Source organism: Labilibaculum sp. K2S (assembly GCF_030372765.1).
Taxonomy (GTDB): Bacteria; Bacteroidota; Bacteroidia; order Bacteroidales; family Marinifilaceae; genus Labilibaculum.
The window spans coordinates 42621-61650 of sequence record NZ_JAUCMW010000009.1 but is presented as its reverse complement, the minus strand read 5'-3'; the positions used below and the strand labels follow the sequence as shown (position 1 = coordinate 61650).

General features: G+C 33.6%; 13 protein-coding genes. 9 read left to right on the top strand and 4 right to left on the bottom strand.

Features of this window, described 5'->3' with window-relative positions; translation table 11 throughout:
• The first annotated feature begins 457 nt into the window (after positions 1 to 457).
• Positions 458 to 1540, top strand: a complete 1083-nt coding sequence (locus QUH73_RS11865; protein WP_289530652.1) for a sensor histidine kinase — start codon at positions 458 to 460, stop codon at positions 1538 to 1540.
• 34 nt (positions 1541 to 1574) lie between these two features.
• Here QUH73_RS11865 and QUH73_RS11860 read toward each other — a convergent pair whose 3' ends face one another.
• A complete protein-coding gene (locus QUH73_RS11860) occupies positions 1575 to 3920 on the bottom strand; it encodes an ABC transporter permease (protein WP_289530651.1) in 2346 nt (781 codons plus the stop codon).
• Between the two features lie 32 nt (positions 3921 to 3952).
• Complete coding sequence (locus tag QUH73_RS11855) at positions 3953 to 4666, bottom strand: ABC transporter ATP-binding protein (RefSeq protein ID WP_289530650.1); 714 nt, start codon at positions 4664 to 4666, stop codon at positions 3953 to 3955.
• A 226-nt stretch (positions 4667 to 4892) separates the two neighbouring features.
• Here QUH73_RS11855 and QUH73_RS11850 point away from each other — a divergent pair, with 226 nt between their 5' ends.
• From QUH73_RS11850 to QUH73_RS11815, 8 genes are all read left to right on the top strand, one after another.
• Positions 4893 to 6266 (top strand): sigma-54-dependent transcriptional regulator, encoded by a 1374-nt coding sequence (locus QUH73_RS11850; protein ID WP_289530649.1) that lies wholly within the window; start codon positions 4893 to 4895, stop codon positions 6264 to 6266.
• 10 nt (positions 6267 to 6276) lie between these two features.
• Complete coding sequence (locus tag QUH73_RS11845; RefSeq protein ID WP_289530648.1) at positions 6277 to 7635, top strand: sensor histidine kinase; 1359 nt, start codon at positions 6277 to 6279, stop codon at positions 7633 to 7635.
• A gap of 83 nt (positions 7636 to 7718) precedes the next feature.
• Positions 7719 to 8297: a TetR/AcrR family transcriptional regulator gene (locus tag QUH73_RS11840; protein WP_289530647.1), complete on the top strand. Its 579-nt coding sequence runs from the start codon at positions 7719 to 7721 to the stop codon at positions 8295 to 8297.
• A gap of 173 nt (positions 8298 to 8470) precedes the next feature.
• Positions 8471 to 9541, top strand: coding sequence for an efflux RND transporter periplasmic adaptor subunit (locus QUH73_RS11835; protein ID WP_289530646.1), 1071 nt, complete (start codon positions 8471 to 8473; stop codon positions 9539 to 9541).
• On the top strand, positions 9538 to 12594 hold the full coding sequence (locus QUH73_RS11830) for an efflux RND transporter permease subunit (RefSeq protein ID WP_289530645.1): 3057 nt from the start codon (positions 9538 to 9540) through the stop codon (positions 12592 to 12594). The genes QUH73_RS11835 and QUH73_RS11830 overlap by 4 nt, the downstream gene beginning before the upstream one ends.
• A 107-nt stretch (positions 12595 to 12701) precedes the next feature.
• Entirely contained in the window at positions 12702 to 14069 is a 1368-nt protein-coding gene (locus QUH73_RS11825; RefSeq protein WP_289530644.1) for a TolC family protein, read from the top strand.
• Positions 14070 to 14161: 92 nt separating this feature from the next.
• Positions 14162 to 14356, top strand: a complete 195-nt coding sequence (locus QUH73_RS11820; RefSeq protein WP_289530643.1) for a hypothetical protein — start codon at positions 14162 to 14164, stop codon at positions 14354 to 14356.
• 307 nt (positions 14357 to 14663) lie between these two features.
• Positions 14664 to 15428 (top strand): adenylate/guanylate cyclase domain-containing protein, encoded by a 765-nt coding sequence (locus QUH73_RS11815; protein ID WP_289530642.1) that lies wholly within the window; start codon positions 14664 to 14666, stop codon positions 15426 to 15428.
• Here the strand turns inward: QUH73_RS11815 and QUH73_RS11810 are convergent.
• Complete coding sequence (locus QUH73_RS11810) at positions 15405 to 18248, bottom strand: ATP-binding protein (RefSeq protein WP_289530641.1); 2844 nt, start codon at positions 18246 to 18248, stop codon at positions 15405 to 15407. The genes QUH73_RS11815 and QUH73_RS11810 overlap by 24 nt on opposite strands.
• 201 nt (positions 18249 to 18449) lie before the next feature.
• Positions 18450 to 19022, bottom strand: a complete 573-nt coding sequence (rsxA, locus tag QUH73_RS11805; protein ID WP_101310131.1) for an electron transport complex subunit RsxA — start codon at positions 19020 to 19022, stop codon at positions 18450 to 18452.
• Positions 19023 to 19030: the final 8 nt, after the last annotated feature.

The following is a 19030-nucleotide window of genomic DNA, read 5'->3' as shown; positions in this document are numbered from 1 at the left end:
CATGAAAATTATTAACATATAAATAAAATACTGAGTTGCTAATGTTTTGCCTGGAATTTCCGGTCTATTATCAGAGATTAATTGAATTTTAATAATTATGTGGTATGTGGATAATAGCTAGCAAATATATAGAATTGAGATGATGAATTTCAATGGAGGATTTGAATTTGTTGATGAATGGTCATTTATTGTATGTTAATCTTGCTTTGTCAGAAAGTATTTTCTATCGATGGAGTAGAGTGATTGATAAACAAAGGTTTAATTTCGATCATAATTTTATTTGTCATTTTATCATATCGATGAATATTGTGAGTAAAAGGTTGTGGATATATATTTTTTTTAAAGGTGGGATTAGTATAATAAGTGATTTCAAAGTTTGGAAGTTTAAGTGTAAGAGGCATTTTTACTGTGGCATTGGGAAGAGGAATATTGCCAATAATAAAATCTTGATATAATAATGAGAGAAAATAAAAAGAAAGCTTTGCTATTTTGTGTTGATAATAAAGAGCGGGAGATGCTATTCATAATATTGGATGCTTTTTCTGTTGAAGTATTTGAAGAAACATGCGTGAATCGGGCAATAAATGTAATTAATGAACACGGTATTGATTACATTCTTGGAAATGAGGAGGATGAGAAATTCATTAATGCAAAAAACGCTTTTAAAAGGCAGGCGAATACTTCTTTTCAATTTATTTGTTTCTATAAAAGTACATTCTACTTTTATTTAAGAGTTTTTAGGAATGAAGAGGATTTTTTTGATTTAAAAATAGATATAAATGATTTTTTTGGAAATCAAAAGTCACGTGAAATATCGAATGATAATCTTCTTTCTATTCTAAGTCATGAAATGTTCACACCTCTTAATTCAGTACTAGGATTTTCTACATTGCTTCAGGAATATAGCTATACAGAAAAAGATGTGAAAAAGTATTCTGGGTATATTTATAAATCTGGTCAGGAGATACATAATAAATATCGATTACTATTAGATTTTATTGCATTAAAAGAAGGAGGGAGAAGTTGTCAATTTTCATATTTTTCCATTGTATCTCTTTTTAATGATCTTTTGGAGAAATATAAATTTAAAAAGGAATCTATCTTGCTTAAAGTTGAATATAATTATGATCTAAATCAGGTTGAAGTTTTTACGGATAAAACCAAAGTGGAAAAAATACTTGAAAATATTTTAGATAATGCAATAAAATTCACGGAAGAGGGAACAGTTGTTTTTGGTTTTGCAATTAATAAGAATAAGTCATTGGTTCTTTTTGTGAAAGATACTGGTATTGGGATTTCAAAAGAACATCTGAATTCTGTTTTTGATGCCTTTTGGCAAATTGATAACTCTGATTCAAGAAAATATGGTGGTTTGGGGATTGGATTGTATTTGGTGAAGGAATTTCTAGATCAGTTGAATGGAAAAATAATATTGAATTCGGAGGAAAGTAAAGGCACTTGTATTCAAATGGAAATACCTCTTCCCGAATCAATTCAGTCTGAAAAGGTTCGATTGGAAGAGGCCTGTTCTTTTAAATAATAATTGCTAAAACACTAAAATGTTTACTGTGCTGTTATTCGTATTTTAAACTTTTAATAGGGTTTTGGGTGGCTGACTTCCAGCTTTGATAAGCAACTGTAATAATAGCTATCATTAATAACAGTATGAACACTGCAAGAAATAACCAGAATGGAAAATCAATTCTGAATGGGTAGTTGCCAAACCATTGTTCCATTGCAAAATAGGTGATTGGCCATGAAATTAACGAGGCGATTACAATCCATTTACTAAAATCTTTGCTGAATATCATAATCAATTGTCGCATTGAAGCTCCTAATACTTTTCGCACTCCAATTTCTTTAGTGCGTTCTTCAGCATTAAATGAAGCCAAGCCAAATAATCCTAAACAGGATACAATAATTGCAAAAATAGAGGCATAAAGTAAAGTGCTAACTGTAGCTTTTTGATTTTCATACATATTACTGTAATGATCATCCATAAACTGATATATCAATGGAAAATCCGGATTATATTTTGAACAGATTCTTTCGATTTCATGCACTGCTTTCATCGAATTTCCTTCAGCATATCTTATAAATAAGTAATTTGGATCGTGACACAAACGAAGCATGAACGGTTGCAATTTCCTAGTGTTTGGCGTACAATTATAATCTTTTACAACGCCAATAATTCTTAAATCTTCGTTGCCGGAATGAATCATTTTATCTAAAACAGATTCTTTAGAAATCATTTTTGCCAATTTTTCGTTAATGATTACACAGCTTGAATCTGCTGCTGGATTGTCAACATTGAAAGGTCTTCCTTTGATAAATTTGATTTTAAAAACATCGAAAAAATCAACATCAACGTACGGATAAGTGATTAAAGGGTGAAAGTTCGGATCTTTTCCTTCCCAATTTTCGCCCCAGCCATTGGAAAAAACCGTGTATGGAATGTGTGAACTATAGGACACATTTTCAATAAGATAACGGCTTTGTAACTCGCTTTTTATGGTTTCTATTTTGTCCCTCATTTGTTGATTCACATTCACCGAAATAACATTGTCTTTATTTAAACCAACATCCATATTGGCAAGATATCTGGTTTGAAGCACGATAGTTAAGGTAGAGATTAGTAGTGTGGAGGCTAATATGAACTGGATAACCACTAATGTTCTTCTGAATCGATTACTGCCCTTGCCACCTGAGAAGGTTCCTTTTAATACCATAATGGGATTGAAGGAAGACAAGTAAAAGGCCGGGTAGGCACCTGCGACTAATCCTGTGAAAATAGTTACTGCAAAAATAATTAACCAAAATTCAAGCGATGAATAGTCTATAACCAATTGCCTGCTCATTAATAAATTGAATTGTGGTAAGAATAAATGCGACAATATAATTGCAAAATTTGCAGCTACAATTGTGATAAGTAAGGATTCACCCATAAACTGTTTGATTAATTGAGTATAGGTAGCCCCAATTGCTTTTTTTAAACCAATTTCTTTCGCTCTTTTTGCAGCTCGAGCTGTTGAAAGATTCATAAAGTTGAAACAAGCAATGATGAGGATAAAAATGGCAATCATGAAGAACATTTTCACCTGTGTTATTTTGGTTGGATTGCCATCCAGATTATACAAATGCACTTTGGTGATTGGGAATAAGAATGCATATTTTTCACTTTCCTTATCAACATGATCAATATAAAATTGGTCTAACTTTTCATTAAGAGAGGTAATGTCAGTTCCTTTAGCAATTTTAGCATAACCAAAGTAGTTGTGTGAACTCCAATTTTCAGAATAAGGGTTTTGTTTTCTCATCATTTCAAAAGGAATCAGAAAATCAAACTTTATGCTGGAATTACTTGGAATATTTTCAGTTACTGCTGTAACTACCAGTGGTTGTCTATTGTCAACATTTACGATTTTACCGATTGGATTTTTCTCCCCAAATATACGTTTTGCTGCTTTTTCTGATATTATTAGCGAATTGATATCATTCAAACAGGTTTCCATATTTCCGTAAATCAATGGGAAATTAAATATTTTAAAGAAATCCGGGTCAGCGCTTTTGATATTTTCGTACTGCTTTTTACCTTTATATTCTACTAATAAATTTTCTCCCCAAGCATTATAATGAGTAGCATATTCTATTTCAGGATATTTTTCTTTGATTGCATCTATTAATGGAGTAGGTAAATTTGGCATTGCATTTTTTGTGCCATTCCAGGTTTGGTAGTTGGCTACCTGATATATTCTGTCAACGTCTTTATGAAAGTTGTTAAAGTTCAATTCATGGTTTACCCACAGCAGGAGTAATATTGTACAGGCCATACCAATAGCCAGGCCTGATATATTAATGAAACTATACCCTTTGTTTCTGATTAAATTTCGATAGGCAATTTTAAGGTTGTTGAAAAACATGATATGGGTTTTAATATTTTGAATTGTCTAAATTATAAAAAGGAAACGGCATTGGCAGGCGTTGTTATTTTGGATTTGTTGTTTTCACTTACAATTTGTCCGTCAAATAATTGAATTATTCTGCTTGCCCTTTCTGCATCGGAGCTCGAATGCGTAACCATCACAATGGTTGTTCCTTCATCATTAAGCTGCGAAAGTAAGTTCATAACTTCATTGCCGTTAGCAGAATCAAGATTTCCTGTGGGTTCATCAGCTAAAATTAAATTAGGATTCGCAACTACAGCTCTTGCGATGGCAACTCTTTGTTGTTGTCCTCCTGATAATTGTTGAGGAAAATGCTTGCTCCTGTTTTCTATCTGAACTCTTTTTAAAACTTCATTTACTTTTATTTTTCTTTCGGCTATAGGTACTTTTTGATAGATCAATGGAAGTTCTACATTTTCATAGACACTCAATTCATCAATTAAATTAAAGCTTTGAAAAACGAACCCAATATTTTCTTTTCTCAGTTTCGTTCTTTGTTTTTCTGAGTAGTGAGATACTTCATTTTCTATGAATCTGAAATTGCCTTGACTGGGGTTGTCCAATAATCCAATAATGTTTAATAGTGTTGATTTTCCACATCCAGAAGGACCCATAATTGCAACAAATTCACCTTTTTTTATTTCTAGATTTACATTTGTCAGTGCCGAAGTTTCTACTTCTTCGGTTCTGAATGCTTTACATAGATTTTCAGTTTTTATCATGGCTTTGTGTTTTTAATAATTATTGATGCTGGAAGCTATATTTATGCCAATATATATAATTGCCTAGTAGTGAGATTTTTGTGATTGTTTGTGGTCGTTGTTAAGGTTTCAAAGTGTCACAAAATCATCCAAGAGATGTATCAGAATGGAACAATTGGTTTTTTAGTTGATCAATTTGATTTACTTTTAAATCTGTAATAACGAAAGAGTAAATCTTTTTTGAAATATGAAAAAAGCAGGTAACGTATTAATTGTTGATGATAATAAGAGTGTTTTGGATTCTCTTCAATTATTTTTGAAGCGTAAATTCGACGAGGTGATTATTTGCAGTAATCCTAATCGAATCCCCAATCTACTTTCCAGTCATAAATTTGATGTTGTGCTTCTTGATATGAATTTTTCAACAGGCATTAACAATGGAAATGAAGGTTTGTTTTGGTTGAAGGAGATATTGAAGATTGATTCAACTTTGGTAGTAATACTTTTTACAGCATATGCCGAGGTTAATCTGGCAGTGAATGCAATGAAAGACGGAGCTGCTGATTTTATTCTGAAACCTTGGGATAATAAAAAACTATTTGCAACACTTAAGAGTGGTGTGGAATTGCATCAAACAAGACAAAAAGTTGAAAGTTTAGAAAATCAAAAACAGTTTTTGGAACAAGATTTAAATCAGAGTTTCGAGAAAATAATTGGTGATTCGGAAGCCATGAAACCTATTTTTGAAACAATTAGAAAGGTAGCAAATACAGATGCTAATGTTCTTATTCTTGGCGAAAATGGAACAGGCAAAGAGTTGGTTGCCAGAGAACTTCATTTGTTGTCTAAACGGAGAAATGAAATTTTTATGGGGGTGGATTTAGGCTCCTTAAGTGAATCAATTTTTGAGAGTGAATTGTTTGGTCATGTAAAAGGTGCCTTTACCGATGCAAAGGAAAATCGACAAGGACGTTTTCAATCTGCCTCAGGAGGAAGTCTGTTTTTAGATGAAATAGGAAATTTATCGTCAGCCATGCAGGCAAAGTTATTGACTGTTCTGCAAAACAGAAAGGTAACACCTTTAGGATCAAACCGGGAAGATCATGTTGATATTCGCCTGATTTGTGCAACCAATCAAAATGTTCAGGAAATGATAATTGCAGGAAATTTCAGAGAAGATTTGTTGTATCGTATTAATACCATACAGATTGAGTTGCCACCTCTTCGTAACCGAGGTAATGATATCATTACAATTGCAGAACACTTTTTAAAACGCTATGCTGATAAATATGGAAAAGCAGAGTTGAAGCTAAGACCTGAAACGAAAGATAAATTATTAAATTATTTGTGGCCGGGAAATATTCGTGAACTCCGGCATTGCATGGAACGGGCTGTTATTTTAAATGATAAGGAAGAATTGAGTCCGGAAGATTTTCTTTTGGAAACACAAAATTCGTGTATTGAATTGGTATACAGTCCTATAAGTTTGGATGAGGCTGAAAGATTGATCATTGCAAATTCAATAAAAAGAAATCGTGGAAATATTAGCAATGTCGCTAAAGAATTGAATATTGGACGGCAGACATTGTATCGTAAAATTGAGAAATACAATATTTCTTAAAATTTCAAATATGATTTATCCAAAACTAACGATAGTAATAATTGTTCGGGTATTTGCTTTACTGGTCAACTGTGTTTTTTTGGCTCTGGTTTGGGTGTACTATAAAGATGTACTTGTAATTGTGAATTTACTAATCATTTTAAGTATTCAGATTTATTTCTTTATCCGAAAGTTAAATGCTGTAAATCAGGATTTAGAAAACTTTTTTAAAGCAATTCGAAATAATGATACCAGTATTAAATTTCAAAACAGGAGATCAAACTTAGGCTATAATCAATTATTCACTCAATTTGATCTGATTAATAAAAGCATACAAAATATTAAAATTGAGAATGAAAACAGAAATCAATATTTCAAAGTATTGGTGGAGCATGTAGGAGTTGGATTGGTTTCTTTCAACGAAAAAGGAAAGGTGTTTTTATTTAATGGAGCAGCAAAGGAAATATTTAATAAGACTAATTTATTTCATATCCAGCATCTGGATAGGATTCAGGAAGGAATTTCGGGTTTGATATTAAATTTAGAGCCATCTGAACAAAAATTGATTTCTCTTTATCGAAATTATGAAATGATTCAGCTTTCTGTGAAAGCAACTAAATTGAAAATGTCCGACCAAAATTTAACGCTCGTATCTTTTCAAAACATTAAAAATGAGTTGGATGATAAAGAGTTGGACTCATGGCAGAAATTAATTAGAATCCTAACACATGAGATTATGAATTCTATTAGCCCGGTAAATTCATCTCTTTCTACTTTAATTGATTTTTACCGCGATGATGATACAAATGAGCTGATTTCCAATAAAGAGGTTGATGCAGAGATGATATCTGATACGGTTAGCGGACTGGAGATTATTTATGAACGAATTAAAGGCTTATTAGATTTTGTTCATCGGTTTAGAGGTATTGCCATAGTTCCAAAGCCAAATATTCAGCGAATTGATATTCTGGAACGAATCGTAAAGATTTCTAATTTATTTTCAGAAAAATTTAGAAGTTCCGACATTAAATTTCATCTGATATGCCAGGAAGAAAAAGTTGTTTTAAATGTAGATCCAGTCTTATTGGATCAGGTTATTATTAATTTACTGACAAATTCTATTCAGGCATTTCAAGTAATTGAGGATAGAAGGATAATTCTTCGCATTGGTAGGAATGAAGAAGATAGGAGCTTTATTGAAATTGAAGATAATGGATGTGGAATCGAAAAAGATCTTCAAGAAGAGATTTTTGCTCCTTTTTTCACCACAAAAAAAGATGGCTCAGGAATTGGTTTAAGTCTTTCAAGACAATTAATGAGACTTCATGGTGGCACGATTTCTTTTAAATCAATACCTAATAAACAAACTCTGTTTAGATTACAATTTTAAATAATCGTTAATAATCTATAAAGTGTATTGTATGAATATATTTTTGTATATATTTGTACTCGAAATACCAAAAGAGTTCATTTATGGCAAAATCAGATAAGGTGGAGATTCAGGAGAGAGTTACTAAGGTAGCAATGGATATGATGCTAAAATATGGACTGAAAGGATTAAATATGGTTGAGTTGGCCCGGGAGTGTGGTTTGGCAAAAGCAACCCTGTATAAGATTATTGGCACAAAAGAAGATTTGGTAAGAGAAATTGCATTTGAAATATTTCATTTGAATATTATTAAGATTTTAGAACCTTATAAATCTATTAATGATCCAGCAAAGGCAACGCAGGAATTTTTAGATAACTATTTGAGTTATGCCATTGCAGGACAGAAGGTTCTAATACAGCAGATTTATAAAGAATATCCTTTGATTGAGAAGTATGTTGATGAAAAATATGAAGATGAAATAAATGTTGTTTATGGTAAATATACTGAATGGCAGGAACAGGGCTTAATTCGTCAGGATATTAATGTTGAGTATTGTATTGATGCATTACAAAGTTTAAATGATATCTATATTACAAGGCATTACTCTGAAGAAGAAACGATTAATAGATTACGTGCAGCTTTTCGATGTATGATTATGGGAATGGGAATTCCTTTAAAGTAGAAAATGAAAAAAATAGTTTTTTAACTACCTAAAATAAGCGATACAGGTGGTTAAAGTCTTTTTAGAAATAGTATAGAGTGTGTAAAACTGTTGAGGTAGATATGCTTCAATATTTTTTTTGAAGAAAATGAACCCGGTGAACTAAAATAGTTCAAAGCAACAAAATTAAAATGATGAAACTAATTAAAATGGTGATTCTTACTACAATTTTATCAGTAGGGATTTTTGCATGCAAGAAAAAAGAGGAATCCAAAACGGAGATTATTCAGCCAGTTAAGGTGTATAAAGTAAGTGATAACTCCAATGGCACTTCAGTTAAGGTTTTTACAGGTTTGGTTAAGGAATCCAGAGAAGTAAAATTAGCCTTTCAAATTGCAGGACCACTTGTAGATTTAAAAGTGAATGAGGGCCAGTTTGTTGAAAAAGGAGAGCTTGTAGCGGTATTAAATGATCGTGATTATTTGGTGCAATTGGAATCTGCTAATGCAAATTTTGAGAATGCAAAATTACAAGCAGAAAGATATACTGCATTGTACGAGAAGAAAAGCACATCAAAAAGTACGTATGATCAAATCCAGGCAGTATATAAATTGGCAAAAGCACAAAAAGAAGCTGCCGAGAATTCTTTAAAAGACACAAAAATTTACGCACCATTTTCAGGATACGTGCAAGCTATGTATGTTGAAAATTTCGAAAAAATTGGTGCCGGTCAGCCTATTGTTTCCCTTTTGGATTTGAAAAATTTAGAAGTTACGGCCGCTTTAAGTGAAAATGATTTTCTTCAGCATAAATTATTTACCGAATTCAGTGCGAATTTTGAAAACTTTCCAAATATTGATTTCAATCTGAAATTAATTGAAATTGAAAGAAAGCCAAATGGGGATAATTTTTTTAGAATGAGATTGAAAATCGATACTCAGAATAAACAAATTGTTCCGGGAATGGTGGCAAGTGTTACAACAAAATTAAAACCGACAACTACTACAGGTTGTAAAGTACCGGTAGAGTCTGTGTTTAGTAAAGAGGGAAAATCGTATGTGTGGGTTTACAATGAGAGCACGAATTGCGTAAAAAGCAAAGAGGTGCAGATGAAAGGTTTTGATTCCATGGGAATGATTAACATCATTAAAGGTATTTCAAGTGGAGATTTGATTGTATCTGCTGGTATTAATAGTCTTCGAGAAGGTCAAAAAGTAAAGCAATTACTTCAAAAGTCAAACTCTAATATCGGAGGTCAGTTATGAATTTTACAGAGGCTGTATTGAATCATCGGAAGGTATTGCTTTTTGTGCTGATTGCTATTGCAATTGGAGGTGTTGTTTCTTTTCTAAAAATGTCAAAGCTTGAAGATGCCGAAATTAGTGTGAAATCAGCTTTGGTAATTACTAAGTATCCTGGGGCTTCTCCTCATGAAGTAGAATTGCGCGTTACAGATATTTTGGAGACAGCCATTCAATCTATGGATAATGTCGATTTTATTGAATCCAGATCGATGGCAGGATACTCAGAGATTACTGTGGAAATTGCTCCATCGGTGCGAACTAAAGATCTCCCTCAAATATGGGATATTCTGCGTCGAAAAGTGAATGATGTAAGTGTTTACTTACCATCAGGAGTATCTCATCCAATGGTATTTGACGATTATGGAGATGTTTATGGGATTTTTCTTGCTTTAAGCGGAGATGGTTTTTCTGATGAGGAATTAAAGGATTATTCCCGATACATGAAGAGAGAGCTACTTCTTGTGCCTGGAGTGAAACGAATTAACTTATTTGGAGAACAGCAATCCTGTGTTAATATTGAAATTTCTCAAGAAAAAATGGCTTTTTTGGGTATTCATCCCTATAAGGTGATTCAAATTCTTGATGCTCAAAATAAGATTGTTGATCCCGGCACTTTCAAAGTTGGGAGTAATAGGGTAAGAATTGCTTCGAATGGGAGTTTCCATCAGCTTGATGATTTAAAGAATTTATTGATTTCGGGCAGTGGTAAGAATTCGGTTTTTCTAAAAGATATTGCTGATATTAAGAAAGATTCCTATACACCATACACCAATAAAATGAAGTACAATCAATCTTCGGCTATTGGTTTGGCAATAGCCATGGATAAGGGTGGAAATGTGATTGAATTGGGAGAACTTGTTCAGGATAAGATTGATAAATTAATGACAAATGTTCCTGTTGGGATACAGATCAACCGCGTTTTTTATCAGCCGGATCGTGTAAGTATTGCTATAGAGCAATTCATGGCGAATCTAATTGAATCGGTTTTAATTGTGGTGATTGTATTGCTTCTGGTTATGGGATTCAGAACAGGTCTTTTGATTGGTAGTGGTTTGATATTTACCATATTAGGAACTTTTATTGTAATGCTTAGTTTTGACATTGCATTGCAGCGGGTGAGTTTGGCTGCGATTATTGTTGCAATGGGAATGTTGGTAGATAATGCTATTGTTATTGCCGATGGTATTTTGGTTGATCTCAAAAAAGGGATTCCGCGAAAAGATGCTATGGTAAGGACATCTAAGCAAACTGCCATGCCATTACTCGGAGCTACTTTAGTGGCAATACTTGCCTTTTTGCCAATTTATTTATCGCCGGACAGTACAGGTGAATTTTGTGCCAGTTTGTTTCAGGTAATTGCAATTTCTTTGTTTTTAAGTTGGTTGCTGGCCTTAACCCAAACACCTTATTTCTGCGATTTATTCTTGAAAGGTAAGAAATACAGTAAGAAAGAAGGGGATAATACAGATCCATACAGTGGAAAATTCTATCAGTATTTCCGTGGTTTTGTTAAATATTCTTTGCGACACAAAACATTAATTATTTCACTTACCGTATTGGTATTTGTATCATCAATATTTGCTTTTAAAAATGTGAAGCAACTGTTTATGCCAAATTTGGAGTATAATCAGTTTATTGTGGAGTATTATTTGCCTGTAGGTTCTGATATTGAAAATGTTGAAAAGGATCTTGGCGAGGTTGAGGCATATTTACTGAAACAGAAAGATGTACTAAATGTAACAACTAGTTTAGGTGCAACTCCTGCCCGATATACATTGGTTCGTCCTTTTATAAATAATAATTCAAATTATGGAGAATTGATAATCGATACAAAGGATTATGAGACAACAAAAAGATTAGGAAAGGAGGTTCAGGAGTATTTAGATGCAAATTATTCCTCGGCAAGATGTCGTGTAAGATACTATTCTCCAATTTTTGCAGAATATATGATTGAGGCTAAGTTTTCAGGACCGGATCCTAAGGTTTTAAGAGATTTGTCCGATCAGGCGGAAAAAATTATGGCGGCAGAACCTACAGCAGCTAAAGTAACCAATAACTGGAAAAATCCTGTTAAGGTTTGGAATCCTGTTTTTTCGCAGGCACAATCACGGGTAACTAATATTTCCCGTTCCGATGTGTCGAATGCATTGGCTTGTGCAACTGATGGTTTACCAATAGGGCGTTTTTATCAAGGTGATGATATGATGCCGATTATTCTGAAAACAAAAGCGAAGGAAGACAACTACATCGAAGCTTTGGAAAATACGCCTGTTTGGGGAAATGTAGCCCATAGTATTCCACTGCGTCAGGTAGTTTCGGATATTAAAATTGATTTTGAAGATCCAATAATTAAACGTTACGACCGTCGAAGAGCAATTAAGGCTCAATGTGATCCGGCACCAGGATATAAAGCTCCGGATACATTTAAAAATCTTCATGCAAAGATTGAGGCAATTCCTTTGCCCGAAGGGTACGATTTAGAATGGTTAGGAGAGCATAAAGATAGCGTAGATGCAACTGATAGTATTAAAAAATTTATGCCTTTGGCATTTTTGTTGATAGTAATTATTATCATGATGCTGTTCAATAATTTCCGACAACCAATTATCATTTTATCCATTCTTCCACTCGCTTTTATTGGTGTGAGTTATGGTTTATTATTTACCGGGAAACCTTTTGGTTTTGTGGCAATAATTGGTACACTCGGACTTATGGGGATGATGATTAAAAATGCTGTGGTCTTACTGGATCAGATAAATCAGGATATAAATGAGGGAAAAGAAATTTTAATGGCCATTATCGATTCTGCAGTTTCGAGAATGCGTCCGGTTATTATGGCATCTTTTACAACAATTCTTGGTATGATCCCTTTAATCAGCGATGAACTATTTGGTGGAATGGCCGTTGCCATTATGTTTGGGTTATTGATTGGCACTCTAATAACTTTGATCGTAGTACCTGTTTTGTATGCAATTTTTTATCGGGTTTCAACCAAAAACGTAATGGATTTATAAGTGTTAGCAGATATGAAACGTTCATGCCAAAACGATTGCGACACACAGGGAGATGATTATCCCGGCAGGATAAGTTCCATATGGCAAGAACATACAATTATTATCATATGAAAAATAAAATACTTGGTCTTTTGAGCTTTTCCCTGATTGCTTTTCATGGATTTGCACAGGAGCAGTTGTCATTGAGCGAGAGCCGCACATTGGCATTGGAATACAATCAGAAAATTAAAATTGCTGATGAAATGATTGCGGAAAAGGAGTCGGATGTTCGATATGTATTCACTCAGTTTTTACCAAATTTAAAAGCAAGTGGATCGTATAATTATTATCATGACATAGATGATATTAATTTGCCGGGCTCGTTTCTACCTACAGCGAACAGTTTGTCTGAAGCGCAGCAGGGAATTTATAGTGGTACCAGTGATGTTTATTTTCCTGGTTTTAATTTAGAGTTGGGAGATATCGATTATTTTTCTTCTAATTTAACGCTTACCCAGCCAATATATATGGGAGGAAAAATAAGAAGCTCCTATCAAATGACTAAGATGGGAAGAGAGATTTCCATCTACAACAGGAAGTTGCAGTCATCGGATGTTTTGCTGGAAACTGATCAGGCGTACTGGAATCTTGTTTCCATAAATGAGAAGGGTAAATTGGCTGAGAAATATGTGAAGATGCTTTCAGCTTTGGTTCAGGATCTGCAAAATGCATTTGATTTGGAGATAACCACTAAAAATGAATTATTAAAGGCTCAGGTACAATTGAATCAGGCAAAATTGGATTTGTTTAGGGTGCAAAACTTGATGGTATTGTCTAAAATGTCTTTGTGTCAGGTGATTGGAAGAGATTTGATGGGTGATATTATTGCCACAGACACAACAATTACAATCACACAAAATGCAATTGATGCTGATTACATGCAAAAAGCATTAAATCAAAGACCAGAACTATTGATGTTGGGTAAACAGGTTGAAATTTCACAGGAACAGATCAAAAACACTCAGGCTGATTATTTACCTCAGTTAGGAGTTGGTGCATCTTACTCTTATATAAGTAGAATTGAAAGTTTGATTGGGTCATCAAAAATTTTGGCTGTTCAAGCGAATTTGTCTGTTCCGGTTTTTCATTGGCAGGAACGCAAGCATAAAGTCGCATCTGTGCGGTTTAGAAGTAAACAAAAGGAGTTGGAAATGGATCGCACCAGAGATCTGATTAGTCTTGAAGTGCAGCAGTCTTACTTCAAATTACAGGAAGCATATCAGCAAATTGAATTGGCGAAAGTGTCAATGGATCAAGCAAATGAAAACGTTGAGCTTACTCAGAATAGTTTTTATGAAGGTTTGGCCAATACAACAGAATTGCTTGATGCACAGGCTTTTTGGCAAAGAGCACATGGTGAGTTGATTGATTCAAAGATAAACTACAAGCTAAAGGAAATTCGTTTCTTGAAATCAATTGGAGAATTGGCAATCTAATAGTGGGGTGGATGTGACCGAATTAATCAGTAGGATGGGACTGATGTTTAATCGTCAGTTTTAATTCGGTCACTCCTTTTTTATATACAGGTATGATAGTAGATAGCAGGCATCAGGACAGAGACAAATTATATCAGTTTGGAATCACCAAATTGGGTAAAACATCTCGGGAAAATATTAAAATATTAGAGAATCATTTGTTTCATCTTAAGATGAATGAGGATTATGTGATAAATTCGTATAAAGAGGTGGAGGAGTTGGTACAGTTTCTTAACGGCAATGGATAAAGTCTCATTCAAATCAAGCTACAGATCACTAGGTGTTTATTTCCTCACTATAATCTCTGTTTGGATACTTGCGCTCTTTTTTTTAATGATTTTCCAAGTAGATGAAACAAGTCATCTGTCTGTTTATAAGATACAAAATATTAAAAATGTACTGTGGACCGGTATTATTGCTGGAATAATTTGGGGTGTAATCTTTAAATTGGCTAGATATCTTCGCAACAAGATACCAACATATTTTCTTCTAATAATTGTTAGCCTGTTGGTAAATGTTAGCAGTGCTTATTTACTGATTTATTGTATGTATCATATGGGAGATTTTTTTTCTATAGATGATTTCCCGGCTACCTTTCCTCAATTATTGTCTCTGTATCGTTCTCAGATGTTTTACGCCATATTGGTTTACTTTTTTATCGTTGGAAGTTTAATTGAGATCTTCCACGAAATTGATCGGAAATTGGGAAAAGGAATACTCGTAAAATTTTTGTTGGGAAGATATTACAAACCAAAAGAAGAGAAGCGAATCTTTTTGTTTATGGATTTAAAATCTTCGACTTATTATGCCGAAAAATTGGGACATTTTAAATATAGCAGGCTGATTCAAGACTGTTTTAAAGACATTTCTGATGCCGTTCGTGTAAATCATGCTCAAATCTACCAGTACGTTGGTGATGAGGTTGTATTGACCTGGAAAATAAACGATGGAATAGAAAATCTGAGATGCCTGCAGGTATTTTATGATTTTTTGGATATTCTTGAGAAGAAAAAGGGATATTATCAAAAGACTTATGGAATGATACCCATTTTTAAGGCTGGAGTGCATTCAGGTAAAGTAATGGTAGCAGAAGTTGGAGAGTTAAAATCTGAAATTGCTTATCATGGTGATGCAATAAACACAGCTTCAAGGATTCAGGGACTATGTAATTCTTATGAATCAAGACTGCTGATTTCCGGAGATTTGTTGGCAGAGCTGAAAAAGAAGAACAAGAAGGTTGATATGTATACTTTTTTGGGAGCAGTATTGCTGACAGGAAAAAAAATACCAACAGAATTATATTCCTGTTTGGTTAATTAACTTATTTCCCCTTTTTAGGTGTTTATTAATTGTGGCAAGCAACTTCTTTTCGTCAAAAGGTTTTGCTATGAAATCATCACATCCGGCTTCAATACTTCTATTTCGATCTTCTCTAAAAGCATTTGCTGTTTGAGCAATAATAGGCAGATTGTCTCTCATTTTTTTGATAGACTGAGTTGCTTCCAAGCCGTTAATGTCAGGCAATCTTAAATCCATTAACACCAAATTAATAGTTGGGTTTCTCAGGCTTAACTCAATGGCTTTATTGCCTGATATTGTGTGTAATATTTTAACTTTTGTTGGTCTTAAGGCGGCTTCAATGTATTTAAAATTGGTTTCATCATCTTCTACAACAAGAATTAGTTTATCATCCCATTTGTAGTTTTTTTTATTCGTGTTTTTTACGATTTCCTCCTCTGTACCTGCAGGTTTATAAGGAATAGTAAAGTAGAAGGTTGTGCCTTTATCTTCTTCAGTTTCCATTCTTATTTGTCCGCCCATTAATTCAACAAAGCCTTTCGAAATTGCTAAGCCAAGTCCTGTACCTCCATATTTACGGGTAAAAGTTTCTTCTACCTGTCTAAAACGTTCAAATATAATTTCTTGTTTTTCCTTTTGGATTCCAATTCCTGAATCCTGAACATAGAATTCCAAAAAATTATTATCAATTAATTTGTATCCATATTCGATAAAACCTGAAGAAGTAAATTTAAATGCATTATTAAGTAAGTTGTAGAGTACTTGGCGCAACTTTCTTTCTTCAGTTATTACAAATGTTTCTTCATCCGAAAGTGTCTTGTTAATTCTAAAATCAATACCATCGTCCGCACTATTTTCTTTAGAGAATTGGGTAAACAATTCGTCTAAGATAACATTCAGGAAGCATTTCGTTTCTTTAATAAAGGTTTGCCCCGAATCTAGTTTTGAAATGTCAAGAATATCATTAATGATTTTTAGTAACTGATTAGAGCTTTTGTAAATAATATTGATATAGGTATCACTCTGAGCTTCGGTTTTGTCTGATCTGCGAAGCATATCCGCAAAACCAATAATGCCATTCATTGGTGTTCTTATTTCATGAGACATATTGGCCAAAAAGGCAGATTTTAAGTGATCACTTTCTTCTGCTTTTTCCTTGGCCTTCACCAATTCTTTTTGTGTAGATATAATTTCCGAAATGTCATTAATGATAATCATTGATGAATTATCAAAAGGAACCATAAAGAATTCACAATGACGAACTTCACCATTTTTAATTGTCATATGAAATTCTTGTTTTCCTATGTCGGTATGCTCTTTTTTTGCTTTGGCAATAGCCTCTTTCCAAATGTTTTTAACTTCTTCACGATATTTTCGATTAGGGAAACACGATTTATACCAATCATCCGAAGTTTTTATGTCATCTAAAGTGTATTCAAACAGCTCTATAAATTTATCATTAAAGTATTCAATATTTTGCTTTTCATCAGTAATAACAATAGGAAGGGGAGATTGATGAATCATTTTTTTCAACCTTCGCTCGCTCTGTACAATTGCCTGCTGAGCATGTTTACGTTCTGTAATATCTCTTGATGTTGATAAGATGACATGTTTTCCCTGCAGAGTCACAAGTTGACTAACGGTTTCCATTGGAGTCTTTTTTCCATACTTGGAAACGAAGGTTTGCTCATGAGTGAATTGTTTCTCTCTGGTTAATCTTTTTATAGAGTTAATGATATAATCATCAGGAAGATCTTCAATGTAATCCGCTGGAGATAGAGTGAAAAGTTCATCTCTTGAATAACCCAGCACTACACAGGATGTGTCATTTGCTTCTATTAATTTAGAACTGCCGTCACCAATATATTCATTTACCAGAATAATATCGGTACTGCCGTTTATTAGATTACGATATTTTTCTTCACTTTCGGCTAAAGCCATTGTTCGTTCAGTAACTCTTTCTTCCAATTTATCATTAAAGAGTCTTAATTTTTCTGAATATTCATGAATTTCCTGATACTGAACACGAATGGTGTCCTCGCCACGCTCCCGTTCTTTTATTTCATTCTGAAGTTTGGTATAGGTTTGAGTTAATTCGGTCATGGAATGATCCAGAAGCTGTTCTTCACTTATATGACGGATAGAGCCTTTTCCTTGACCTTGATAGATTGCCTGCGCTTTGTAAATAAATTTTTTAATGGGTCTGGAAATACTCTCCGAAATAATATAGGTAATAAATAAACTTGCAAGAACAATTAATATGGCTATACCAATAAATATATATAATTTTTTTGTGTGTGCTAAAGTTGCTTCCTTATAGATGCGATTTGCCTGTTCTTCGGCAAAATCAGTCATTACTTTCGTTTTTTCTTTTAATTTATTGAGGTGTTCAGCCGCAATTCCATCAACCATTTTTTTTGCACTTACCTCTTTGCCGCTAACTTTTAAATCGATGATCTGATTTCGAAGTTCTTCCCATTCTATAAAGGTATGATAGGCAATTCCAACATCTCTTTTATCGCCTAAAAAGCGATTGAAAACAGTATCGAATTGAGTCATTACTTTTAGGTGATATAAATTGATTGTATCAATAGCCTGATCGAATTCTTGTTGTGTTTTTGCTAGAAGAATATCCTTCATGGCGCTTTCCATGGTTTGGATATGTGTATTAATGTCCCGAACAGCGTTACTTACGGTATAGGTATGAGTATAAATAAATTTAGACTCGTTGCGAAGGTCTTTTACCTGAAAAATAGAGAGGATAACAAATGATACCGTAAACAGCAATATTAAACCGAATCCGGCGATTACTCTGGTGCGGAATTTCATTTTATTTAACATGAAATCTCAACGGGTTTAAGAGTGTAACATAGTGGTAGTTTTGATCCAAATTGATCGCATTTGACACCAAGTTAATTATTATTACGGATTTACACAATAAATTTGATTAAAGGTGGATATTGACCCATGTAGAGGCGATAATATGCAATAAAAAGGCAGCTCATTTGAGCTGCCTTTAAAGTATAATGATGTATTGTTTGACTACACAATACCGGAAAATCCCATAAAAGCCATCGCCAGTAATCCTGCTACAATTAATGCTGCCGGAGTGCCTTTTATTCCCTTTGGTAAATCAACAAGGTCGAGATGCTCACGAAGACCTGCGAAAATCACTAAAGCAAGACCGAAACCAATAGCTGTAGATCCTGAGAAAACAACTGCTTCTAACAGATCATAGTCTTTTTGAATTGTTAGAATAGCAACACCCAGAATTGCACAATTAGTTGTAATTAAAGGAAGGAATACTCCTAATGCCTGATACAATGCAGGACTAACTTTTTTGAGAATGATCTCAACCAACTGTACCAAAGCTGCAATGATCAGGATAAAAGTGATGGTTTGCATAAAACCAATACCAAATGGATCCAATACCAATTTTTGAAGTAGATAAGTTACAATAGTAGCCAAAATCATTACAAAAGTAACAGCACTTGACATACCTACTGCTGTTGATACTTTCTTCGATACTCCAAGGAAAGGACAAATTCCAAGGAATTGAGCCAAAACAACGTTGTTTACGAATATGGCAGATATAATAATTATAATATAATTCATGATAATTT